The sequence below is a fragment of the Luteimonas notoginsengisoli genome, from assembly GCF_042648885.1.
GTDB lineage: Bacteria > Pseudomonadota > Gammaproteobacteria > Xanthomonadales > Xanthomonadaceae > Luteimonas > Luteimonas notoginsengisoli.
The window spans coordinates 679,545-702,221 of record NZ_JBHRYF010000001.1; the positions used below are offsets into that span (position 1 = coordinate 679,545).

At 68.6% G+C, this 22,677-nt stretch carries 17 protein-coding genes; 7 read left to right on the plus strand and 10 right to left on the minus strand.

Going from position 1 to position 22,677, the window contains the following annotated elements:
- Positions 1 to 113: 113 nt before the first annotated feature.
- Positions 114 to 2,237 carry a M13 family metallopeptidase gene (locus ACFOM9_RS03250; RefSeq protein WP_386706127.1) on the minus strand — a complete coding sequence of 708 codons (2,124 nt, stop codon included), beginning with the start codon at positions 2,235 to 2,237 and terminating at the stop codon, positions 114 to 116.
- Between the two features lie 307 nt (positions 2,238 to 2,544).
- Between ACFOM9_RS03250 and ACFOM9_RS03255 the strand changes: the two genes are divergently transcribed.
- A complete protein-coding gene (locus ACFOM9_RS03255; protein WP_386706128.1) occupies positions 2,545 to 2,838 on the plus strand; it encodes a putative quinol monooxygenase in 294 nt (97 codons plus the stop codon).
- Between the two features lie 367 nt (positions 2,839 to 3,205).
- Complete coding sequence (locus ACFOM9_RS03260; RefSeq protein WP_386706130.1) at positions 3,206 to 4,540, plus strand: DEAD/DEAH box helicase; 1,335 nt, start codon at positions 3,206 to 3,208, stop codon at positions 4,538 to 4,540.
- A gap of 152 nt (positions 4,541 to 4,692) precedes the next feature.
- On the opposite strand, the gene ACFOM9_RS03265 is transcribed toward ACFOM9_RS03260, so the two are convergent.
- The 8 genes from ACFOM9_RS03265 to trxA all read right to left on the minus strand — a co-directional run bounded on the left by ACFOM9_RS03265 (position 4,693) and on the right by trxA (position 16,987).
- Positions 4,693 to 8,280 (minus strand): ABC transporter permease/M1 family aminopeptidase, encoded by a 3,588-nt coding sequence (locus ACFOM9_RS03265; protein WP_386706132.1) that lies wholly within the window; start codon positions 8,278 to 8,280, stop codon positions 4,693 to 4,695.
- Positions 8,281 to 8,283: 3 nt separating this feature from the next.
- Positions 8,284 to 9,183, minus strand: coding sequence for an ABC transporter ATP-binding protein (locus ACFOM9_RS03270; RefSeq protein ID WP_386706134.1), 900 nt, complete (start codon positions 9,181 to 9,183; stop codon positions 8,284 to 8,286).
- Between the two features lie 320 nt (positions 9,184 to 9,503).
- Complete coding sequence (locus ACFOM9_RS03275; RefSeq protein WP_386706136.1) at positions 9,504 to 11,324, minus strand: DUF885 domain-containing protein; 1,821 nt, start codon at positions 11,322 to 11,324, stop codon at positions 9,504 to 9,506.
- Positions 11,325 to 11,531: 207 nt separating this feature from the next.
- Positions 11,532 to 12,302, minus strand: a complete 771-nt coding sequence (locus ACFOM9_RS03280; RefSeq protein ID WP_386706138.1) for a queuosine precursor transporter — start codon at positions 12,300 to 12,302, stop codon at positions 11,532 to 11,534.
- Positions 12,303 to 12,474: 172 nt separating this feature from the next.
- Positions 12,475 to 13,197 (minus strand): DUF502 domain-containing protein, encoded by a 723-nt coding sequence (locus tag ACFOM9_RS03285; protein WP_386706139.1) that lies wholly within the window; start codon positions 13,195 to 13,197, stop codon positions 12,475 to 12,477.
- Between the two features lie 37 nt (positions 13,198 to 13,234).
- Positions 13,235 to 15,331: a protein kinase domain-containing protein gene (locus ACFOM9_RS03290; protein WP_386706141.1), complete on the minus strand. Its 2,097-nt coding sequence runs from the start codon at positions 15,329 to 15,331 to the stop codon at positions 13,235 to 13,237.
- Positions 15,332 to 15,466: 135 nt separating this feature from the next.
- Positions 15,467 to 15,940: a DUF4442 domain-containing protein gene (locus tag ACFOM9_RS03295; RefSeq protein WP_386706143.1), complete on the minus strand. Its 474-nt coding sequence runs from the start codon at positions 15,938 to 15,940 to the stop codon at positions 15,467 to 15,469.
- A 168-nt stretch (positions 15,941 to 16,108) separates the two neighbouring features.
- Positions 16,109 to 16,987 carry a thioredoxin gene (gene trxA, locus ACFOM9_RS03300; protein ID WP_386706145.1) on the minus strand — a complete coding sequence of 293 codons (879 nt, stop codon included), beginning with the start codon at positions 16,985 to 16,987 and terminating at the stop codon, positions 16,109 to 16,111.
- 133 nt (positions 16,988 to 17,120) lie between these two features.
- Between trxA and ACFOM9_RS03305 the strand changes: the two genes are divergently transcribed.
- Genes ACFOM9_RS03305 through ACFOM9_RS03320 form a run of 4 tightly spaced genes read left to right on the plus strand, consistent with a single transcriptional unit; the run spans position 17,121 to position 19,040 of the window.
- Positions 17,121 to 17,747: a hypothetical protein gene (locus ACFOM9_RS03305; RefSeq protein WP_386706147.1), complete on the plus strand. Its 627-nt coding sequence runs from the start codon at positions 17,121 to 17,123 to the stop codon at positions 17,745 to 17,747.
- Positions 17,744 to 18,214, plus strand: coding sequence for a DUF2178 domain-containing protein (locus tag ACFOM9_RS03310; RefSeq protein WP_386706149.1), 471 nt, complete (start codon positions 17,744 to 17,746; stop codon positions 18,212 to 18,214). The genes ACFOM9_RS03305 and ACFOM9_RS03310 overlap by 4 nt, the downstream gene beginning before the upstream one ends.
- Positions 18,211 to 18,426 carry a helix-turn-helix transcriptional regulator gene (locus tag ACFOM9_RS03315; RefSeq protein ID WP_386706151.1) on the plus strand — a complete coding sequence of 72 codons (216 nt, stop codon included), beginning with the start codon at positions 18,211 to 18,213 and terminating at the stop codon, positions 18,424 to 18,426. The genes ACFOM9_RS03310 and ACFOM9_RS03315 overlap by 4 nt, the downstream gene beginning before the upstream one ends.
- On the plus strand, positions 18,423 to 19,040 hold the full coding sequence (locus ACFOM9_RS03320; protein ID WP_386706153.1) for a DUF998 domain-containing protein: 618 nt from the start codon (positions 18,423 to 18,425) through the stop codon (positions 19,038 to 19,040). Before ACFOM9_RS03315 ends, ACFOM9_RS03320 begins: the two co-directional genes overlap by 4 nt.
- Positions 19,041 to 19,181: 141 nt before the next feature.
- Here the strand turns inward: ACFOM9_RS03320 and ACFOM9_RS03325 are convergent, their stop codons facing one another.
- The gene (locus ACFOM9_RS03325) at positions 19,182 to 19,673 is read right to left on the minus strand and encodes a TlpA family protein disulfide reductase (protein WP_386706155.1); all 492 of its coding nucleotides are present in this window, start codon (positions 19,671 to 19,673) and stop codon (positions 19,182 to 19,184) included.
- Positions 19,674 to 19,915: 242 nt separating this feature from the next.
- Here ACFOM9_RS03325 and leuS point away from each other — a divergent pair, with 242 nt between their 5' ends.
- Positions 19,916 to 22,660, plus strand: a complete 2,745-nt coding sequence (gene leuS / locus ACFOM9_RS03330; RefSeq protein ID WP_386706157.1) for a leucine--tRNA ligase — start codon at positions 19,916 to 19,918, stop codon at positions 22,658 to 22,660.
- Positions 22,661 to 22,677: the final 17 nt, after the last annotated feature.

Consider the following 22,677-nt stretch of genomic DNA (forward strand, 5'->3'; position numbering starts at 1 on the left):
GTAATGCCGGGGGCATTCCCGCAAATGGAGACGGCCGTCGCGGCAAGCCCCGACGGCCGTCTCCATGCAGCGGTTGGCTCCGGGCGCGGTCGGTCAACCGCGCGCGGCGGCCATCACCAGATCACGACCTTGCCGTCGTCGCCACGCACCATCGCGTCGCCGGCCTTGCAGTCGAACGCCGCGGCGAAGGCCGGCATGTTCGACGGCGCGCCGATCGCACGGAAGTTGGCCGGTGCGTGCGGGTCGGTGGTCAGGCGCACCTTCAGCTCGTCGGGCGTGAAGTTGCGGCGCCACACCGTGGCCCAGTTGAGGAAGAAGCGCTGGTCGCGGGTCAGCCCGTCGGTCTTCGGGTCGGGCTTGCCGTCGGTGGCCTTCTTCATCGCGTCGTAGGCGGTCGCCAGGCCGCCGAGGTCGGCGATGTTCTCGCCCAGCGTCAGGTTGCCGTTGACCTTGCCGCCGTCGGCGGTGGCGTAGCCGTTGAACTGGTCGACCAGCTTGCCGGTGCGCGCGGCGAAGGCCTTGCCGTCGGCGTCGGTCCACCACTGCTCGAAGTTGCCGCTGGGCCCGAAGCGCGCGCCCTGGTCGTCGTAGCCGTGGGTCATCTCGTGGCCGATCACCGCGCCGATGCCGCCGTAGTTGGCGGCGTCGTCGGCATTGGCGTCGAAGAACGGCGGCTGCAGGATCGCCGCCGGGAACACGATCTCGTTCTGCAGCGGGTTGTAGTAGGCGTTGACCGTCTGCGGCGTCATGCCCCACTCGGACTTGTCGACCGGCTTGCCGATCTTCGACAGGTTCCACTTGTAGTTGAACTCGTTGGCCGCCAGCACGTTGCCGATGTAGCTGTCGCGGCTGGTGGACAGGCCGCTCCAGTCGCGCCACTTGTCCGGATAGCCGATCTTCGGGGTGAAGGTTTCCCACTTGGCGATGGCCTTCTGCTTGGTCTCGTCGCTCATCCACTCGAGGTTCTCGATGCGGGTCTTGAGCGCGGCGCGCAGGTTCTCGACCAGCGTCTCCATCTTGGCCTTGGCTTCGGGCGAGAACGCGACCTTGACGTACATCTGGCCGAAGGCCTCGCCGGCGCCGTCCTCGATCGTGCCGAGCACGCGCTTCCAGCGCGGCTTGATCTCCTTCTGCCCGCGCAGCGCCTTGCCGTAGAAGTTGTAGTTCTCCTCGACGAAGGCATCGCTCAGGTAGGGCGCGGCGCCGTCGACGGTGTGGAAGCGCAGGTAGGCCTGCCAGGTGGCCGGGGACGTGTCTTCCAGCGCCTTGCTCACTTCCTGGTGGAACGCCGGGATCGCCAGCGAGAACTTCTCCTGCGGCGCGATGCCCTGGGATTCGAAGAACTTGGTCCACGGGAAGTTCGGGGTCAGCTTGTCGGCTTCGGCCGGGGTGACCGGGTTGTAGTACAGCGAAACGTCGCGCGACATTTCCTCGCTCGACTTCGACGCCTTGGCCAGGCGGGTTTCGAACGCGATCACCGACTTGGCCTGCTCCGCGGCGTCGGCCGCCGGCACGCCCGACAGCTCCAGCGTCTTCGCCACGTGCTTCTCGTAGGCGTCGAGCTTGTCCTTCTTGTCCTTGTCGATGTAATAGCCCTTGTCGGGCAGGCCCAGGCCGCCCTGCATGGCGTAGGCCATGTTTGTCGCCGAATCCTTGAAATCGGCCTCGGCGCCGAAGCCGAACAGGAAGTTCTGGCCCTTCGCGGCGGTGGTGCGCAGGTACTCGGCGATCGCGTCCTTGCCGTCGAGCTTGGCGATCGCGTCGAGGCGGTCCTGGATCGGCGCGATGCCCTGCGCATTGATCTTCGCCTCGTCCATGCCGGTGGACCAGAAGTCGCCGACGATCTTTTCCACGCCGGTGGCGTCGGCATCGGCCGCGGCCTGTTCGGCGAGCTGGTGCTGCACGCCCACCGAGCGCTCGTCGAGCATCTCGAACGCGCCCCAGCTGGTGCGGTCGCCCGGCACCGGATTGGCCGCGAGCCACTTGCTGTTGGCGTAGCCGTTGAGGTCGACGCAGGCGTTCTTGCTGGTGTCGATGTCCGAGAACTGGAAGCGGTTGACCGGGGGCAGCTTGCTTTCGTCCAGCGTCAGCGCTGTCGCGGCGGTCGCATCGGCCTTCGCGGCGGCGGCGGGCGCCTGGTCGCCGGCGGCGGTGTTCGCCTTGTCGCCGTTGCAGGCGGTCAGCGCCAAGGCCACGGCCAGCGACAGAAGCAGGACTTTCGGATTGTTCACGGTCACTTGGATCTCCGGCCCGGATCGGGCGTTGGATGGGAAGAAACGGGTCGTCCCGCCGGGCGGCCCGGGACGTCGGAGCACGATACCCGCGTGTCCGGCGGCCCGGGGGTGTCGAAGGTCATGGCGGTCGGCGTCGCGGGGTGGGGGGGCGACGCGCGCTGGCTTGCGTGCGCGGCCAACGCAGGCTGCCAGCTCTCGCCGTCGCGCCGGCCCGCCGACCCCGATCGCGCGGCTGCATGATTCGGCTCCATCGCACACCCGATGCTCACCGCGTGCCTGCCAAGGTGACCGGGTGACGGAGGAGACCGACATGGCGCGACTGGCGATCCTGGTGAACATCGAGGCCAAATCCGGCAAGGAGGCCGAGGTCGAGGCGTTGCTGCGCGACGCCCTGCCGCTGGCGCGCGGCGAGGCCGGCACCCGTGATTGGCAGGCGTTCAAATCCGGGCCGTCGACCTTCGGCATCTTCGGCACCTTCGACGACGAGTTCGGCCGCCGCGCCTGCCTGGAAGGGCAGGTGCTCGACGCGCTGGTGGCCCGCACCGAGGCGCTGCTGGCGCGGCCGCCGCAGGTCACCACCGTGGACCTGCTGGTCGCTGGCTGACCCGCCCGAGGCGGCAAGCCTGAACGGCGACTCCGCCGCTCTGGTGGCGTAGGTCGCATTCACGTAGACTTGCCCGGTCCTGCAACACGGCTGCCCCTGTCCCGGGCTGGTTTCCAAGACCGGCCCTCCGGACAGATACGATCCTGGTACGCCTGCCGCGACGGCCGAAGACTTCGGCTCCCCGCGGCCTTATCCCGCACGTCTTTCGTCGCGCAGACACGGTCCGGAACATCCGGCAACCGTCAAACCCTTGCCCGCAGCGCGGTTCTGGATAGCTCCGGGCAAACCATCGTTCTCCTGACCGGGAGCCCGTGCGTCATGCGCGGACTCGTTGCCGGCGGGCGTCGATTCCCAGGAGCAACACACAATGACGTTCGAAACACTCGGGCTTTCGCCCGCACTGCTGCGCGCGCTGTCCGAAGCGGGCTACAACACCCCCACCCCGATCCAGGTCCAGGCCATCCCGCTGGCGCTTGCCGGCCACGACCTGCTGGGCGGCGCCCAGACCGGCACCGGCAAGACCGCCGCGTTCGGCCTGCCGCTGCTGCAGCGCCTGTCCAAGCTCACCCCGGCCAACGGCGCGCGCAAGCCGCGCGCGCTGGTGCTGGTGCCCACGCGCGAGCTCGCCGTGCAGGTCGCCGACAGCATCAAGGCCTACGGCCGCCACCTGCGCATGAACGTCACCACCATCTACGGTGGTGCCGGCATGGGTCCGCAGGTCGACAACCTGCGCCGCGGCGTCGACATCCTCGTCGCCACGCCGGGCCGCCTGATCGACCATCTCGAGCGCGGCAGCGCCAAGCTCGACGCGATCGAGGTGCTGGTGCTGGACGAAGCCGACCGCATGCTGGACATGGGCTTCCTGCCGGCGATCAAGCGCATCGTCAACCGGGTGCCGAAGGAGCGCCAGACGCTGCTGTTCTCGGCCACGTTCGAGGCGCGGATCAAGGGGTTGGCGATGGAGTTCATGCGCAACCCGCAGCAGGTGCAGGTGGCGGCGAACAACACCATCGTCGAAACCATCACCCATCGCGCGCATCCGGTCGATGGCTCGCGCAAGCGCGACCTGCTGATCGAGATCCTGACCCGTCGCCACACCGACCAGGTGCTGGTGTTCGGCAAGACCAAGCACGGCTGCAATCGCCTGGCCGAGCAGCTCGAAACCGCCGGCCTGCGCGCCGTCGCCATCCACGGCAACAAGAGCCAGGCGCAGCGGCAGAAGGCGCTGAACCTGTTCAAGGCCGGCAAGGCGCGCGTGCTGGTGGCCACCGACGTGGCCGCGCGCGGGCTCGACATCCCCGACCTGCCGCTGGTGATCAACCACGACCTGCCGATGGTGGCCGAGGACTACGTGCACCGGATCGGGCGTACCGGCCGCAACGGTGCGACGGGCGAGGCGCTGTCGCTGGTGTCGCCGGAAGAGGGCGGCCTGCTCAACCAGATCCAGCGCATGCTGAAGACCGAGATCGTGATGGACACGGTGGCCGGCTTCGCGCCCAGCAAGCCGATCCGGCTCGACGCGCCGATCCCGAAGAACGGCGGTGGCGGGCAGCGTCCGGGCGGACAGCGTCCGCCGGGCAAGCCGGCGCATCGCCCGCACGGCAAGCCGGGCGCGCGCCCGGGTGCCCCCGGTCATGCCGGTCCCAAGCGCAAGAGCGGCCAGGGCGCGTTCGCCGGGCGTCGCGATACCCGTGCCGGCTGATTGCCGGTTCGCGAGATGAAGAAAGGGCCGGCATTGCCGGCCCGTTTTGTTTGCATGCCTTTGTAGGAGCGGCTTCAGCCGCGAGCTCGATTCCTCATCCGGCAGAAGCGGAAAACCCGCGGCTGAAGCCGCTCCTACAGGGTCCGCGACGGCTACTCCACCGTCACCCGTTTGCGGTTGTCGCCCGAGTCGCGGTCGACGAGCTTGTTGTAGGGGTCGATGCCGGCCTCGAACGGCTCCGCATCGAGCACCAGCTCGATCGTGTTGTCGGCCCCGGTGATGTGGTGCTTGCGCAGGTACAGGACCTTCTCGTCGGCTTCCTCGCCGCCCGGCGGCCGCGTGAACACGCCGATGTCGACCAGTTCGTCCATCTTCTCCTCGGTTTCCTTGCCCTTCCCTGCGGCGACGAGCTTGGCCGAATGCACCTTCAGCGTGAGTGCGTACTTGCCGTCCGGCCGCTTCTTCGCCGTCGCCTCGACCGCGCGGTTGTCGAAGAACACGATGCGCTCGAACAGGTCGCGGATCAGGGGGTGGAACTTCGGATCCGTGCCGGCGTACAGGTCGCCCAGGAAATCCCGCGTGGTCGGGTAGGGCGGTCCCTTGAAGGCCCACTTGTCCAGGAACCCCGCCAGGATGCGGTTGAGCGCGTCCTCGCCGATCGCGTCCTTGAGCGCGTAGAACACCACCGAGCCCTTGTTGTAGTGGATGTACTGCTGGTTCTCGTTGAGCGCCAGCGGCAGCTCCTGCACCCGCTCGGTGGCGCGGCTCATCAGGTACGTGTCGAGCTCGTGCCTGAGGAACTTGCGCATCTTCTGCGGACCGTACTCGTGCTCCATCACCATCAGCGCCGAATACTGCGACAGCGATTCGGACAGCATCGTGGCGCCCTGCACGTTCGCCCCGACCACCTGGTGCGCCCACCACTGGTGCGCGGTCTCGTGCGCGGTGACATAGAACACGTAGTCGATCTTCTCCTTGTCGCGCAGGTCGGCGATGAAGCCGATCGATTCGGAGAACGGCACGGTGCCGGCGAACGCCTGGGCGAAGCGGGAATAGTTCGGGAACTCCAGGAAGCGCAGCTGCCGGAACTGGTACGGCGAGAAATTGCGTGAGTAGTAGTCGAGCGACTTCTTCGCCGACTCGATCATGCGGTCGACGTTGTAGGGGTGCTTGGGGTCGAAGTAGACCTCCAGCGCGACGTCGTTCCAGCGGTCGCGCCTGACCTGCCAGTCGGCCGACAGCCACGAGAAGAACGGCAGCAGCTTGGCCTCGGACCGGTACTGGAAGTAGTTCCGGCCGCCCTTCGTCCACTTGCGCTGCAGGTAGCCGGGCGCCAGCGCGATCTGGCCGGAAGTGGTCGAGACCGTGGTTTCGAAGTTCACCCAGTCGGCGTTGCCGGAGATGTAGTTGTTGTTCCACTCGGCGCGGTCGTCGATCGGCGGCATGCGCGGTACTTCCGGCAGCCCGTACTTCTTGCGGTCGTTGCGATCCTGCAGCTCCATCTGCTCGATGTAGCCGAACTGCGGCAGCGCCGATCCGTTGTTGAAGAAGGTGCCGTTGTAGACCACCGACGTGCCGCCGCCGTTGAGCGGGAAACCGTGCGGGGCGTCGGTGTAGCGGAAGCCGAAGTCCATCGTCGCACCGGGCGCCAGGGGCGTTTCCAGGCGATAGATGCGATAGCCGGACACCGGGTCCGAGCTGACCAGCGCGTGGGCCGGGAAGTCGAGCGCGGTTTCGGTTTCCGGGTCGATGGTGACGTGCAGCTCGGAGATCGGCTTCGACGTCAGGTTGCGCATCCGGTAGCGGCCCGCGATCGACACGGTGCGCGTCAGGGGAAAGATGTCCACGTCGGCCTGGATGTCGGTGACGCGGGGCTGCGGCAGGTCGCGGTACTTGCCGTAGGCCTTCTCGTAGTCGGCCTGGCGCTGCTTGGCCAGGTCGCCGGGCACGTATTCGTTGAGCACGTTGGTGTTGTAGTAGATCCAGCCGCCCAGCCCGAAGAACGCCATCAGGGCGACGGCCAGCGTGGCCCGCAGCGGCGTGCTGCGCAGGCGCAGCCTGGCGGCCTTCAGGCGGTCCTTCCACCCCAGCGAGGTGCCGCGCGGCCACAGCGCGGTCGCGACGCCGAGCAGCAGCAGCGCGAACGCGGCCCAGTAGGCGCGGAACCACAGCCACGGCCCGATGAAGTGGCCGTAGCCGTTCATGTCCGAATATGGCGTGGGCGAAGCCTTGCCGTAGTTGTAGAGCGCGTGGTCGAAGTCGTACATGCCCATGACGACGCGCACGACGAGGTACGCGATCATCAGCACGTAGCCGACGAACATGTTGCCGGTGACCACCTGGAAGAACACCGCCAGCGCGGCGATCATCACGAACGGCACGAACTGCAGCAGCAGTCCCTTGGCGTACAGCAGCGGCTCGATGTTGCTGTAGCCGTCGACCAACTGGTAGCCGATCGTGAACAGTGCGCACGCCACCAGCACCACCGCGACCACGCCCGCCAGCGCCGTCATCTTCGCCGCCAGCGGCACCCAGTCGGGCGCGGCGTACGCATCGGTGGCCTCGGCCACGCGCATGCTGCGCTCGCGCCAGACCATCTCGCCGGCGTAGAAGGTGATGATGATGATCAGGAACAGGCTCATGCCGCCGTTGATCATCTCGAGCATCTGCGCCGTGACCGGCAGGGTCTCGGTGCCGTAGATCAGGCCGCTGAACTTGACCACGGTGAAGGTCAGGAGCAGGCCCAGCACCACCATCACGATGAACGGCGCGCCGCGCAGCGTGTTGCGCAGGTCGAACCACGACTGGTGCAGGTACTGGCGCAGCTGCGCGCGCCAGTCGCTGCGAAGGACCACCAGGACGCGGGATTCGCCACGCGCGATTTCCCCGGCATCGGTCTCTGCCTTGGCCTGCGATGCCTTGCGCCGGCGCAGCACGATGCCCTCGCGATCGGCGCGGAACAGGCCGAACGCCGCCAGCAGCATCACGATCGCGATGCCGATCCAGAGCGCGCGGTTGGCCAGCAGCAGGCCGGTCAGCGCCGGCAACTGGCGGTTGAGCTGGGCGCTGGACCAGTAGCGGATGTGGTCGGCAACGGCATTCGCGCCGGAGGGGTCGACCAGTGCGCCGACCCAGCGCGTGTCGAGGTCGCGGGTGAAGGCGTCCGACATCGACCAGAGCACGAAGAACACGATCACGCCGAGGTAGGTGTAGAGCATCGACCGCGTCAGCGTTGCCAGCAGGAACATCAGCGCCGACACGAACAGCAGGTTCGGCAGCACCAGCACGCCAAAGGCCCAGGCATAGGCGGCCCACGGCGTCGGTCCCAGCCGCGCGCTGTCGAGCCAGGGCATCAGGCTGCCGACGTAGAGGCCGATCGCCATCGCCAGCATGATCGCGAAGGTCGCGGCGAGTCCGCCGCCGAAGCGTCCGAGCAGGTAGTCGCGCTTCTTCATCGGCGTGGCGAAGAACAGTTCCGCCGTGCGCTGCTCGAAGTCGCGGATCGCGATGCCGGCCACGAAGATGGTCGCCAGCAGCACGCTGACGACGCTGAACGAGCCGAGGATGGAGATCACCACCGCCGGCGCGTTGCGCATGGTGTTGCCCACGCCGCCGCCGATGCTCACGTTGTCCGAGGCCATGGTGCCGAAGCCCATCAGCGCATAGACCGCGACCACGATCCAGAACACGCCGTTCTTCAGCAGCTGGCCGAGCTCGAAACCCAGCAGATGGCGCAGCATGGCTCAGGCCGCCCTGGCGCTGGAGGCATCGGTGCCCGCGGCGCGCCGCAGTTCGCCGAAGTACACGTCCTCCAGGTCCGGCGCCACCGCGCCGAAGCCTTCTCCCGGGTTGCCGTCGCTGAGGACGTGGATCACCGGTTGCCCGGCGACCAGCCGCGTCGACAGGACGGTGTGCGCCTTCAGGTGCTCGTCCAGCGCCGCCTTGTCGACGGTCTTCTTCCAGACCCGGCCATCGAGCGAGGCGATCGCCTCGCGCGGCTCGCCGGTCAGGCGCAGTTCGCCCTGGGCGATGATCGCCATGCGCGGGCACAGGTCGGTCACGTCCTCGACGATATGCGTCGACAGGATCACCACCACCTGCTCGCCGACCTCCGCCAGCAGGTTGAGGAAGCGGTTGCGCTCCTGCGGGTCCAGGCCCGCGGTGGGTTCGTCGACGATGATCAGCTGCGGCTGCCCGATCAGCGCCTGGGCGATGCCGAAACGCTGGCGCATGCCGCCGGAGAAGGTGCCGAGCTTGCGATGCCGCACCGGCCAGAGATTGACCTGCTGCAGCAGCGCCTTGACCAGGCCCTTGCGCTGGCGGCCGTCGACCACGCCCTTGAGGATCGCGAAGTGGTCCAGCATCGCGATCGCCGAGACCTTGGGATACAGGCCGAATTCCTGCGGCAGGTAGCCCAGGCGACGGCGCGCTTCGGTCTTGTCGGCGAGCACGTCGAGGTCGCCCAGGTGCACGCTGCCGCTGTCGGCGTCCTGCAGCGTCGCGATGGTGCGCATCAGCGTCGACTTGCCGGCGCCGTTGGGGCCGAGCAGGCCGAACATGCCGGTCGGGATGTCGAGGGTGATGCTCTTCAGCGCCTGCACGCCGTTGGCATAGGTCTTGGACAGGTCGCGGATCTTGAGCATGGACGGACTTCCCCTGGGAGCAAGGCTGCCATCGTAAACGTTCAAGCGGGCAAGACGATCGCGCCGTAAGTCATGGCGCAGCCGCTGGTTGCCTTTTTAGCCGTCATTCCCGCGCAGGCGGGAGGCGCTTCTCAACAGCCGAAGGCTGGCAATCCATGGCCGGTCACGCAAGCCGGGTCCGGACCGCATCGCCCCGGCTTCGCCAAGCGAATGCCATGGCTGGAAATTCCCGGCGTGCATCCCCGCCTTCGCGGGGATGGCGATATCGCAGGTGACCAGCGGGAACCCCGATGCCTGGGGCCCCGTGCCTGTCGCCGCGCTCAGCCCTTCTGCTTCTCCGCGATCCAGCGGTCGATCTTGCCTTCGAGGATCTGCAGCGGCACGGCGCCGTCCCTGAGCACTTCGGCGTGGAACTCGCGCACGTCGAACTTCGGCCCCAGCGCCTTTTCCGCGCGGGTGCGCAGCGAACGGATCTTCAGCTCGCCGATCTTGTAGGCGAGTGCCTGCCCAGGCCACGCGATATAGCGCTCCGCTTCCGCGGTGGACTGGGTTTCGCTCTCGGCCGAATTGTCGAGCATGTATTGGATCACCTGCTCGCGGGTCCAGCCCTTGCTGTGCAGGCCGGTGTCGGTGACCAGGCGGATCGCGCGCCACAGTTCGTTCTGCAGGTAGCCGAAGTAGTCGTACGGCGTTTCGTACACGCCCAGCGACTTGCCCAGCGATTCGGCGTACAGGCCCCAGCCTTCGATGAAGGCGGTCTCGCCGCCGAAGCGGCGGAACTTCGGCAGGTCGGTCAGTTCCTGCTGCAGCGCGAGCTGGAAGTGGTGGCCGGGAATCGCTTCGTGCAGGTACAGGTCTTCCGCGTCCCAGGTCTTGCGCGTGGGCAGGTCGTAGGTGTTGACGTAGAAGATGCCCGGACGCGAACCGTCCTCGCTGGGCGTCATGTAGCTGCCGCCGGCCGCGGACTTGGCGCGGTACGGCTCGACCGGGCGGATCTCGAACGGGGCCTTGGGCAGCAGCGAGAACTGCTCGGGGATGCGCTTGTTGATGCGGTCCTCGAGCGACCGGTAGTAGGCCAGCAGCGCGTCTTCGCTCTTGAAGCTGAACTGCGGATCGTTCTTCATGAACTCGAAGAACTCCTGCAGCGAGCCCTTGAAGCCGGCCTCGGCCATCACCTTGCGGATCTCGCCGTGGATGCGCGCGACTTCGTCCAGGCCCAGCTGGTGGATTTCCGCCGGGGTCATGTCGGTGGTGGTCGACTGGTGCGCGTTGAAGGCGTACCACGCGTCGCCGCCCGGCAGCTTGTCCAGGCCGACGCTGTCGCGGGTCGCGGGCAGGTACTCGTCGGCGATGAAGGCGCGCAGCTTGCGGAACGATGGCATGACCTGCTTGCCGATCATCTCGCGATAGGCCGCGGTCAGGCGCTTCCTGTCGGCGTCGCTGAAATCGTCCGGCATCGACTTGATCGGCCCCCACAGCAGGGTGTCCTCGGGCTTGTCCTTGATCAGCGCGTCGAGCTGCGGCACCACCTTTTCCATCAGCGCCCGCGGCTGCACCACGCCGGCCTTCATGCCCTGGCGCATGTTGTCGATCGCGGTGTCGAACAGCGTCGGCAGGCGGTTGCCGCGCGCCAGCCAGTTGTCGTAGTCCTTCACCGTCTTGAACGGCTGCGCGCCGGTGCCCGAGCCGAGCATGATGGTGTAGCTGGCGATGCTGCCCATCTGGTTGACCGGCATCATCCAGTCCGGGTACTTCTCCGACTCCAGCGAATCCCGGGCGTCGCGCACGAAGATCTCGTAGCTCAGCAGGTCCTGGCCGGCGAGGCCGTCGGAGCCGATCGCCTCGACACGCGCGAGCCAGTCCTCGGTGAAGTCGTGCGACCTGGCGCGGAATTCGGCGCTGTAGAAATCAGGCAACTGGTCGTTGTAGCGCGCGTCGCCCTGGAACGTGGCCTGCAGCGGGTTGAGCTTGAGCAACGCTTCCCAGTATGCGTCGTACAGCGCATCGAGGCTGGCGGCCTTGTCGCTGGCGGGGGTGGCCGCGGCCGCGGTTTCCTGCGCGAAGGCGGGTGCGGGCAGTGCGAACCCGCCGGCGAGCGTGGCGGCGATGGCGAGGCTGAGCAGCAGAGGGCGTGCGGTCATGGCGGTTTCCCCGGATGGAATGCGGCAAACGTGCACTGTCGCCGGGCACCGGCGCGCGGGCATGGGCCAAAGGTCACCACGGCAAGCCACAGGTGCGCGGTCACAGGTAGCCCGGGCAACGCCGCAGGCCGCACCCGGGGCTCGCGCCGGGTTCCCGGAGTCCCGGAGTGCGCTGCGCTTATCCGGGCTACGAAGATTTCAGGGGGATCAACCCTCGGCCGCTTGCGCCTGCAGCTCCGTCGCGCGGGCATCGCCGAGATAGCGGCGGATCGCGGCGCGCGCGAGGTACAGCAGCGGGATCAGCGCGATCGCGGCGAGCATCTTGTACAGGTAGTTGAGCGTGCCGATGGCGAGGAACAGCGACATTTCCCAGTGCTGCGGCCCGAGCACGAACGCGATGTACAGCACCACGAAGCTGTCGATCAGCTGCGACACCGCGGTCGAACCGGTCGCGCGCAGCCACGCCTGTCGGTCGCCGGTGCGGCGGCGGATGCGGTGGTAGATGTTCACGTCGATCAGCTGGCCGAGCATGAACGCGACCAGCGATCCCCAGATCGTCCACAGCCCCTGGCCGAACACCGCGGCGAAGGCGGCCTGGTAATCGGGCACGCCCTGGTCGCTGGCCACGCCCGTCCACCATGGCGCCGGCGCGAGGTGGATCGCGATGAAGGCGAACGCGAAGCCGTAGACGATCAGCGCCGCCGCCAGCCAGCTGATGAAGCGCACGCCGCGACGGCCGAAGTATTCGTTGATCGTGTCGGTCATGATGAACACGATCGGCCACAGCAGGGTGCCGGCGGTGAAGCTCAGCGAACCGGTCTGGCCGAACAGGTTCCATTCCAGCGGGCGGATGCCGAGCGTGTCCTCGAGCGCGAAGATCTTGACGCCGATGAACTCGGCGAGGACCGCGTTGACGCAGAAGAACGCGGCCAGCGCGATGAACAGGCGCGCGCTGCGGTCGTCGATGGGGCGCGTCATGGCGTCGTCCGCGGACCGGTGATCGCGGCGCCTGGCCTGGCAAGCAGTGCCTTCCCGAGCACGGCCCAAGAGCAGGTGGGACAGCGGCCGGGAACGTTCGCAGGCGCCGGCATGCCAGCCGCCGAGGCGGAACCCGACGCCCCGGTTTCGTCGGCCGCGCGCGCGGCATCGTTCATGCGGGCGTGCGGGGTTCGCCGAGGGCGGGGGCGGCGAACGGGATCGAATCGGGCGACACCGCGCCGCCGGAGATGATGAAGCTCATCGCCTGGTCGACGGTCCAGTCGGTCGGGGTGATCTTTTCCACCGGCACGATTTCGAGGTAGCCGGAGGTCGGGTTCGGCGTCGTCGGCACGTAGACCGCGGCCAGTTCGCGCCCGGTGCCCTGTTCGCGGAGCACCCGGGTGACGAAGCCGACGGACTTCATCTGGCTGTGCGGGAAGTCGATCAGCACCACGCGCTGGGTGCCGTCGGGCTTGGTCTGCAGGATGTCGAGCAGTTGGCGCGCGCTGCCGTAGATGGTGTTGGCGAACGGAATGCGCTGGATCAGCGCTTCCAGCCAGCGCAGCAGGCGCTGTCCGAACACGCGGCGCGCCATCACGCCCGACAGCAGGATCACCAGCACCGTGGCGACCAGGGCGATGGCGGTCTGCACCCACGGGTCGTCGAGCCAGCCCAGCGCGCGCGGATCGGCGAGCGCGGCGTTGTGCAGCAACGGCTGCACAAGCGGGCGGCTGATGTCCGACAGCAGCACGAACACGAACTTGACCACCACCCACGTCAGCCAGATCGGCAGCAGGGTGAGCAGGCCCGTGAGCAGGGTCTTTTTGAAACCGTGCCGGGGAGGCGTGCTCCGCTCGGGCGTGACCGAAGGCGTGTGCTGTGGAGGCGTGGACATGCCGCGATTCTACCGGCCCGCGACCGCCGGATCGGCGTCAGCGCTTCGCGGTCGGACGCGGCAGGTCGCTGACCAGGCGGATTCCGACGTCGTCGTAGCCACGCGCGGACTCCAGCGGCCGCGCGCCCTTGCCGCCGCGCCAACTGGTGCCGCTCCCGATCCGCTGGCTGCAGTTGCCGCTGCAGTCGCTGTTCCACTCCGACACCTGCCTGCCCGCGCCGGCCGCCGGCAGCAGCGCGGCTTCGCGCGCGTGCGGCAGGCGATAGGGCAGGCCGCTGCGCTGGCCGAGCCAGCGGGCATAGGCGTTGGCGTCTTCCCACGACACGCAGACCACGGGCTGGTCCCCGGACTGCTCGAATCCGGGGGAAGTCCAGTCCCGCGGCGCGAGCATGCGCAGCAGCGAGGCGCTGGCGCGGCAGCGCGCCGGCTCGCGGCCGGTGGCGCTGGCGAAGCGGGCGTACTCGTCGCGCGTCACCGGGCGCCGCGATGCGGCAAACAGGGTGTCGCCGTTGCGCACCAGCACCATGTCCCCGGCGATCTTGTCCAGGCGTTCGCCCGGCTGCGGGATCCCGTCGGCACGCGCCGACAGCTGCTGCAGCTGCGCGCGCGACAGGCCGAATGCGCGCGCGCCTTCCACCACCTGCCGGGCGCTGCCGCGGTCGAAGGCGTCAGCGGCGACATCGATGCGCGCCAGCAGCGCCTGCGTCACCCGCTGGCGCAGCTTGTCGACCGCGCCGGCGTCGGCATGCAGCGTGGTTTCTGCAACGCGGATCGCGTCGCCGACCTGGGCGACGGCCCGCTTGTCGTCGCCCTCGCGGATGCTGCGGACCGCCGCGTCCGCGCTGGCATCGATGAACCTGCCGACCGCCGCCGACAGGCCGAGATAGCTGGCGTCGCTGCGATGCGCGGCAAGCAGGCTGTCGCGGGCGTTGTCGTCGCGCGGCGCGCCCAGACGCCCGCGGCTGATCTGCGCATCGGCCCTGGCCACCCAGCGTTCGGCATCGGAGGTCGGCGCGGCGCGCAGCAGCGCATCGGCCGGGTCGCCCGTCACCGGCTGGCCGTTCGCGTCGGGCGGGGCGGGCAGCGCGAACGTGGCTTCGTTGTCGGTCATCGCCACCACGGCCGGCTTCGCCACCCGGAAGTAGTCGTCTCCGTTGCCCTGGCGCAGGAACAGGCCGATGCCCGCCGCCACCACGAGCACCACCCCCAGCCACGCCCACACCGGCATCCCGCGCACCTTGGCCACGCGCGCGCGCAGCGCGGGCAAGGCCAGCATCTCGTGCGTGCCGCTGCGCTGTGGCACGCGTTCGAGCGCTTCAAGCATGTGCGCGGCGTCGTGGAAGCGCTTGATCGGACCCTTGGCGAGCGCCCGGTCGAGGAACCGCTGCCAGTGGCGCAATCGCGGAGGCAGGCGCGGAATCGGCTCCTTGACGTGCATGATCGCCATCGAAACCGCATCGCCGGCCTCGTAGGGCAGGGCGCCGACGAGCATTTCCCACGCCAGTACGCCGACCGCGTACAGGTCGGCGCGCGGATCGACTTCCTCGCCGCGCGCCTGTTCCGGCGCCATGTAGGCGGTGCTGCCCACCGCAAGCCCCGCGGTGGTGACGCGGGTGCCGTAGCCGCGGCGCAGGGCGATGCCGAAATCGGCCAGCAGCGGCCGCTCGGTTTCATCGAACAGCACGTTCTCGGCCTTGACGTCGCGATGGATGGTGCCGCGCGCGTGGGCGTAGCCGAGCGCGGACAGCAGCGCATGCAGGATCTCGCGCACCCGCGCCTGCTCCATGCCGCCGTTGCTTTCGGCGATGCGCTGGCCCAGGTGGCCGCGGGTGAGATAGGGCATCGAGTAGTAGGGCAGGCCGTCGCGCGTGCGCCCGACGTCGTAGATGCCCACGATGTGCGGGTGCTCGAGCCGGGCGATGGTGCGCGCCTCGTTCTCGAAGCGGCGCCGGCTGACCTCGTCCGCCAGCGCCTCGGGCAGCATGACCTTGATCGCGACCTGCCGCGACAGCGAGACCTGTTCGCCCAGGTAGACGGTCGACATGCCGCCATGGCCGATCGCGCGCAGCAGCGCGTATCCGGTGATCTCCGGCAGCGTTGCCTTTCCGCTCTCGTCAGACAGCGTGTCGCGCATGGTTCCCCCCCGTGGCCGGCCAAGGATACGTCCTGCGCGCGGGCAGGGGATGAATGACCCTGCCGATCCGCAGCCTCGTCCCCGGGCAGCGGCCGATGGCATGGATCATGGGCCGGCGCGGGGTGAATCCGTGGCTCAACCGTTCCCGTCGCGCGGTGGCTTGCGCCGCACGTAGACCTGCTTGCGGATGCGCGCGACCACGTCGCCCTCGCCGTCGATGACGTCGGTCGCGAACCAGTGCAGGTATTTCCCGCCGTCGGCGGTGGCGTCGCGGATGAGCGCCAGCACGTCGTCGTCGAGCTGGAATTCCGCCGCCACCGCGCCGCGCCCGGGCTTGACGAACTCGATGTCCGCGGCCTTGTCCCACACGATGTAGCCGCTGCCCAGCGCCTGCATCGTCATGATCATCCAGAACGGATCGGTCATCGCGAACAGGCTGCCGCCGAAATGGGTGCCGACGAAGTTGCGGTTGTACCAGTGTTGCCGCAGTTCCACCCGCGCATGGTGATAGTCGGCCGACAGCGCGCGCACGCGGATGCCCGCGAATAGGAACGGCGGCCAGATGTTGAGCACGCGGCGAAGGGTGGAAGCGGAAACCTGGTGGGCCATGATGATCCGTGCGAAGGGCGAAGCTGGCGTCCGGAAGAAGCGACGATCCGTTGCCGCCAATGTGCGGAACCCTCGCTTTGCTCGAGGCGGCAGCGTGGGGACGGGCTGGATACCGGGCACTTGTCGGCGGGTTGCCGCCGGGAGGTTGCCCCAGCCGCGGCGAAGCGGTCAGACCAGCAGCAGCGACGACATCTTGCGCCGGTAGCGGCCGACCAGGTCTTCGTCCTCGACCACGCGGAACGCGTCGATCAGCGCTTTTTTCGGCAGTGCGTCGTGGAAGTCGCGATTGCGGCGCAGCATCTCGAGGAACTGTTCGAACCCGGCCTCGGCGTCGCCGGCGACGATGTGGTGCACGCCCAGCAGGTGGCGCGCCGCGAGGTCGTCGGGGTCGGCGGCGATCGCCGCTTCGAGCGCTTGGGGTGCCGGGGCGTCCTTGAGCAGGGTGGCGAACCCGAGCCGCGCGCGGGCGCGGACTGCGCGGTCGTCGGTGGCCAGGTTGGCGGGCAGGGCGTCGAGCAGCTGTCCAGCTTCGGCGGCGGCGCCGGTCTGCAGCAGGACCAGGGCGAGATCGAGCTTCAGTTCCGCCTTGTCCGGCTCGGCTTCGATCGCCTGGCGCAGGCGCATCGCCTCGGCGTGCGGGTCGGCCGGCGGTGCGGGCTCGTCTGCGGCCGGCGCTTCGGCCGCCTCCGCCGGGAGGACGCCATGATGGGTCAGGAATTCTCGCACCTGGCCCTCGGGCAGCGCGCCCTGGAAGCCGTCGACGATCTGCCCGTCCTTGACCAGGAACACCGTGGGGATCGAGCGGATCTGGAAGGCGCCGGCGATCTGCGGCTCGGCCTCGGTGTCGACCTTGGCCAGCTGGAAGGCGCCGTGGTACTCGGCCGCCAGCTTCTCGAGGATCGGGCCGAGTGCCTTGCACGGCCCGCACCACTCGGCCCAGAAATCCACCAGGACCGGCGTCTGCAGCGATTTCTGCAGCACTTCTGCCTCGAACGTGGCGGTGGTGGCGTCGAAAACGTGCTGCGCGGCGGTGGCGTCGGGGGACATGGAAGGTTCCGTGGCGTGTTCAGCCGGAGATTGTGCCAGCTGGCCCGGATTCCAACCGGATGTAAAACAAACTTGACATGCGGTAATCGAAATGTAAGCTCTACATGACATCAAGTCGGCTGGAGGTGACATCATGGAATTGCGACGTTGGGGGTTGCCAATCCTGGTGCTGGTCGGGGGACTGTCGCTGTGGCTGTTGCTCGCGGGGCCTTCGCGGGTCCTGGGGCTGGACGGCGGCAGGTGGGGCGTCGTGCTCCTGGTCGCCGTGGCCTGGGGATCGCTCCTGGCGGTGCGGTCGCTACCGCGCGGCGACCTCGAGCAGGCGTCGCCGGGCGAATGGAAAGCCTGGATCGGCGTGCTGTTCATGGCGGTGGCGGTCGGGTACTTCCTGGCGAAGATCCAGGTGTTCCAGGCCCCTGCGCTGCCGCACAACCCGCAGGCCACGGCCGTTGGCCGCAACGTGGTCATGTTGCTGGTGGCGTGGACCGTGCTGTCGGGCGTGGTCGCGGCCCGCTGGAAAGGCAGCGTGCAGGAGGACGAACGCGACCGCGACATCGCGCGCAAGGCCAGCGGCTGGGGGCGCGGCGCGACGATCGCGTGCGTGGTCGGGCTGGCCGTGACGCTCGGGTTCTCCCCGGCGGACAGGCTGCTGTGGGCGACCCACCTGATGATCGCCAACCTGCTGGTGCTTTCGCTGATGTGCGGCTGCCTGTTCGAGTACGCGGCCACCGCGATCGCCTACTGGCGGGACCGGCATTGAACGCGCGTCGTCCGCCGCAAGGCCGAAACGCACCGGCGCGAACGTCGCTGTCGTTCGGCGAACGCTACGCCCGCCGAGCCTGGGCGGGTCTTGCCTCGCTGGCGCTGTTGGTATCGGTGGCGGCATTCGGCGGGTCGCCGAGCAGGGTGCTGTTCCTGGCCGCGGTATTCGTGCTTGCCTGCCAGCCGCTGTTCCGCAGGCGGCAGATGTTCGAAGAGCAGCGCCGCAACGAAGTGATGGAGGACGAGCGCGATCGCGACATCCGCCTGCGCGCGGCCGCGCACGCGCGCGCGGTGCTGGCTGCGGGCGTGGGCGCTCTGGCTGTCGCTTTGTGCATCCCGGCCGCGCGGCAGGCGCTGCAGGCCAGCGATCTGGCACTGCCTGCCGTGCTGGTGCTGCTGGTGATCGCGGCTACGTTGTGTGGATATGTATCCGAGATCGCCGGTTATCGGGTCGAACGCAGGTGAGCGGCACGCCGATCGCCAACGAGATCCGGCGCCTGCGCTTCGAACGTGGCGAGATGACGCAGGAGGCGCTGGCCCAGGCGTGCAGTGTGACCCGGCAGACAATCATCGCGCTGGAAGCCGGGCGCTACGCGCCGTCGCTGGAACTGGCGTTCCGGATCGCCCGTACATTCGGGGTGGGCGTCGAAGACGTGTTCCGGTGGGAGAAGACATGAAGCATTTGCCGCAGCTTGCCGCGATCGCCGCGGCGGTCCTGTTCACCGTCGCGGTTGCCGGTTTCGGCGCTGCGCTCGAGGGCTACTTGCAGTCCACGCATCCGGTGGGACTGCTGGGCGCGCGCGGATTGCCGCACGCGCTGGCGTTCAACGCCCTCGGCTTCGTGCTGCCTGGGGGGCTGGCCGCATTCGTTGCGTGGCGGCTGCGCGCGGCCATTGGCGACGGCGGCCCCTGGATCGCGCGCATCGGCGCCTGGCTGGCACTCCTGTCGGCGCTCGCGTTCGCGGCGCAGGGACTGCTACCGCTGGATCCGGGCGACCTGGAATCCGACACCAGCCGTGCCCATGCGACCGCGTGGACGCTGTGGTGGGTCGCATTCGTGCCGGCGGCGGCGATGCTCGCCGCGGGGCTGCGGCAGGGCGGGGGTTCGCAGGTGCTGGTGCCGGCGAGTGTGATCGCCGCGATCGTCGTTGCGGTGCTTGCGATGCTGCCGCTCGAGCTGCTCGCGCCGGCCGTCACGCAGCGGATGGTGTTTGCGGCATGGCTGATGTGGTGGGGCGTGGCGGCATGGTGGGTGGGAACAGCGGCTGTCGTGGCTGCAGGATCGAGGTAATGGGAAGGGATTTCCACAAGGCGCCATTCCGACACACTGGCTGTCATTCGGAGCGTAGCGAGGAACTGCTTCCAGCGAGGACGGCGACACCCAAGGCAGATTCCTCGCTGTGCCCGGGATGACCTCAGAACCGGAATGACATCACGGCTCCGCCAGCAGCGTGGCGATCTCCGCGCCCAGGCGCAGGTCGTCGACCAGGCCGAACCGCTGCCGCCGTAGCCGGCCTTGACGATCGATGAGCATCAGCGTCGGCGTGCCCTGCATCGCGTAGGCCTGCATGGTCAGCGGCAGCGGATGCCGCGCGGTGTCGCCGTCGCGGTGCGCGTCGACCCCGACCGGATAGCCGATGCGGTTCTCATGCAGGTATACCTGCAGCGCATCGGGACCCATCGCGTGGTGGTGCTCGAACACCGTGTGCAGGCCGATCACGGCCAGGTCGGTGGACGCGAACGCGGCCGCGACCTTGAGGCTTTGCGGCACCGCCTGCTGGACGCAGGCCGGACACAGCATCTGGAAGGCATGCAGGAATACCACGCGTCCGCGCAGGGACGACAGCGATGGCGCACCATCGACATTGAACCAGCGCGAGACGTTCCAGGCTGGCGCGTCGCGCGGCACGGTGGCACCGGTCATGGCGCGCACGCGGCAGACGGCGCCGCGTCGGCACCGGCCGGCGCCGCCGCCGCAGCGGCAGGGGGGCGCAGGCCGCGCGTTTCGAGTCGGACTGCGCGATAGACGGCGAGCGCGGGCGGGACGATGGGCACGGATCGACGCATTCGGCTTCTCCCGGGTAAAAAGCCATGGTATTCGGGCCCGATGGCGGCAATTTGTGCACTGCGGTAGGCTTGCTGGCCGTCCCTGGAATGCGCCCGCCCGTGTCCGCCGACCCTGCCGCCTACGATCCCCGAGCCGTCGAATCCGCCGCCCAGCGCTACTGGGACGACACGCGCGCATACGAGGTGACCGAGGCATCGCCGAAGCCCGCGTTCTACTGCCTGTCGATGCTGCCGTATCCCTCCGGGGCGCTGCATGTCGGCCACGTGCGCAACTACACCATCGGCGACGTGATCAGCCGCTACCAGCGGATGACCGGCAAGAACGTGCTGCAGCCGATGGGCTGGGACGCCTTCGGCCTGCCCGCGGAGAACGCGGCGATCAAGAACGCGACCGCGCCGGCGAAGTGGACCTACGCCAACATCGATCACATGCGCGCGCAGCTCAAGGCCATGGGCTACGCGATCGACTGGTCGCGCGAGTTCGCGACGTGTTCGCCGGACTATTACGTGCACGAGCAGCGCATGTTCGTGCGGCTGCTGAAGAAGGGCCTGGCGTACCGCCGCAATTCGCTGGTGAACTGGGATCCGGTCGACCAGACCGTGCTGGCCAACGAGCAGGTGATCGATGGGCGCGGCTGGCGCACCGGCGCGCTGGTGGAGAAGCGCGAGATCCCGCAGTGGTTCCTGAAGATCACCGACTACGCGCAGGAACTGCTCGACGGACTGGACACGCTCGACGGCTGGCCGGATTCGGTCAAGACCATGCAGCGCAACTGGATCGGCCGCAGCGAGGGCCTGGAAATCCAGTTCCGGGTCGAGGGCGAGGACGTGCCGCTGACGGTGTTCACCACGCGCCCCGACACGCTGATGGGCGTGACCTTCTTGTCGATCGCAGCGGAGCATCCGCTGGCGATCCGGGCCGCCGGCACCGATCCGGATCTGGCCGCGCAGATCGCGGGGCTGCGGCAGGGCGGTACGTCCGAAGCCGAGCTCGAGACGCAGGAGAAGCGCGGCGTCGATACCGGCCTGCGCGCCGTGCATCCGATCAGCGGCGATGAAGTCCCGGTCTGGGTCGCCAACTTCGTGCTGATGGGCTATGGCACCGGCGCGGTCATGGCGGTGCCCGGGCATGACCAGCGCGACTGGGAGTTCGCGAAGAAATACGACCTGCCGATCCGCATGGTGGTGGTGCCGGCGCCGGTGCGCGACGCGCTGCGCGAGATCGGCGCGGATGCGCTCAAGCCCAGCGACCCGATGCAGGCCGCGCTCGGCGGCAGCGGCGCGATCGACGTCTACGACACCGGCGCGGCGGTGCAGGTGGTGCAGGATTTCGAGCGCCGCATCGCCGAACAATCCGCGTACACCGAGCGTGGCTCGCTGGTGAACTCCGACGAGCTGGACGGCATGGATTTCCAGGAGTCGTTCGAGGCGCTGGCCGCCAGGTTCGAAGCCGATGGCCGCGGCGCGCGCCGCGTCAACTTCCGCCTGCGCGACTGGGGGGTGAGCCGGCAGCGCTACTGGGGCTGCCCGATCCCGGTGATCTACTGCGACACGTGCGGCGCGGTGCCGGTGCCCGAGGACCAGCTGCCGGTCGTGCTGCCCGAGGACGTGGCGGATGCCTTCTCGACCGCGGGGGTGGTGCACTCGCCGATCAAGTCCGATCCGCAGTGGCGCAAGACCACCTGCCCGCAGTGCGGCGGCCCGGCCGAGCGCGAAACCGACACCTTCGACACCTTCATGGAGTCGAGCTGGTACTACGCGCGCTATACCTCGCCGGGCGCGAAGGACATGGTCGACGGGCGCGCCGACCACTGGCTGCCGGTGGATCAGTACATCGGCGGCATCGAGCACGCGATCCTGCACCTGCTGTACTTCCGCTTCTTCCACAAGCTGCTGCGCGACGAAGGGCTGGTGAAGTGCGACGAGCCGGCGGTGAACCTCCTCACCCAGGGCATGGTGGTCGCGGAGACCTACTACCGCGAAGGCGGCGACGGCCGGCGCGAATGGATCAACCCCGCCGACGTGCACGTGCTGCGCGACGAGCGCGGACACGTCACCGGCGCCACGCTCAAGGCCGATGGCCAGCCGGTGAAGATCGGTGGCACCGAGAAGATGTCGAAGTCCAAGAACAATGGCGTCGACCCGCAGGCGATGGTCGACCGCTACGGCGCCGACACCGTGCGGCTGTTCTCGATGTTCGCCTCGCCGCCGACGCTGTCGCTGGAGTGGAACGAGGCAGGCGTCGAAGGCATGGCGCGCTTCCTGCGCCGTTTCTGGCGCGAGGTGCAGCAGCACGTCTCGCAACCGGACCACCCTGAAGTCGATACCGCCGCGCTCGATGCCGGGCAGAAGGCGCTGCGCCGCCAGCTGCACGAGACGATCCAGAAGGTCGGCGACGACTACGGCCGCCGCCACAGCTTCAACACCGCGATCGCCGCGCTGATGGAGCTGCTCAACCACGTGGCGAAGTTCGACGACATGAGCGGGCAGGGCCGCGCCGTGCGCCACGAGGTACTGCAGACGATGGTGCTGCTGCTCAATCCGGTCACCCCGCACGTTTGCCACGCGCTGTGGCAGGCGCTCGGGCACGCGGAAACGCTGCTGGAGGACCAGGCCTTCCCGCGGGCCGACCCGGCGGCACTGGTGCGTGACCTCGTCACCCTGGCGGTGCAGGTCAATGGCAAGCTGCGGGGCACCATCGAGGTCGCGCCGGACCAGCCGCGCGACGCGATCGAGGCCGCGGCGCTGGCCGAGCCGCATGTGGCCAGGTTCATCGGCGAGGGCCAGGTGCGCAAGGTGATCGTGGTGCCGGGCAAGATCGTGAATATCGTCGTTGTTGCCTGAACGATGCGGACGTTCCG

Coding starts and splice junctions, on each gene's coding strand:
- ACFOM9_RS03275 (WP_386706136.1), bottom strand. CDS start 11,324: ATGACCGCACGCCCTCTGCTGCTCAGCCTCGCCATCGCCGCCACGCTC.
- ACFOM9_RS03295 (WP_386706143.1), bottom strand. CDS start 15,940: ATGGCCCACCAGGTTTCCGCTTCCACCCTTCGCCGCGTGCTCAACATC.
- ACFOM9_RS03265 (WP_386706132.1), bottom strand. CDS start 8,280: ATGCTGCGCCATCTGCTGGGTTTCGAGCTCGGCCAGCTGCTGAAGAAC.
- ACFOM9_RS03280 (WP_386706138.1), bottom strand. CDS start 12,302: ATGACGCGCCCCATCGACGACCGCAGCGCGCGCCTGTTCATCGCGCTG.
- ACFOM9_RS03255 (WP_386706128.1), top strand. CDS start 2,545: ATGGCGCGACTGGCGATCCTGGTGAACATCGAGGCCAAATCCGGCAAG.
- ACFOM9_RS03320 (WP_386706153.1), top strand. CDS start 18,423: ATGAAGCATTTGCCGCAGCTTGCCGCGATCGCCGCGGCGGTCCTGTTC.
- trxA (WP_386706145.1), bottom strand. CDS start 16,987: ATGTCCCCCGACGCCACCGCCGCGCAGCACGTTTTCGACGCCACCACC.
- ACFOM9_RS03260 (WP_386706130.1), top strand. CDS start 3,206: ATGACGTTCGAAACACTCGGGCTTTCGCCCGCACTGCTGCGCGCGCTG.
- ACFOM9_RS03285 (WP_386706139.1), bottom strand. CDS start 13,197: ATGTCCACGCCTCCACAGCACACGCCTTCGGTCACGCCCGAGCGGAGC.
- ACFOM9_RS03305 (WP_386706147.1), top strand. CDS start 17,121: ATGGAATTGCGACGTTGGGGGTTGCCAATCCTGGTGCTGGTCGGGGGA.
- ACFOM9_RS03270 (WP_386706134.1), bottom strand. CDS start 9,183: ATGCTCAAGATCCGCGACCTGTCCAAGACCTATGCCAACGGCGTGCAG.
- ACFOM9_RS03290 (WP_386706141.1), bottom strand. CDS start 15,331: ATGCGCGACACGCTGTCTGACGAGAGCGGAAAGGCAACGCTGCCGGAG.
- ACFOM9_RS03325 (WP_386706155.1), bottom strand. CDS start 19,673: ATGACCGGTGCCACCGTGCCGCGCGACGCGCCAGCCTGGAACGTCTCG.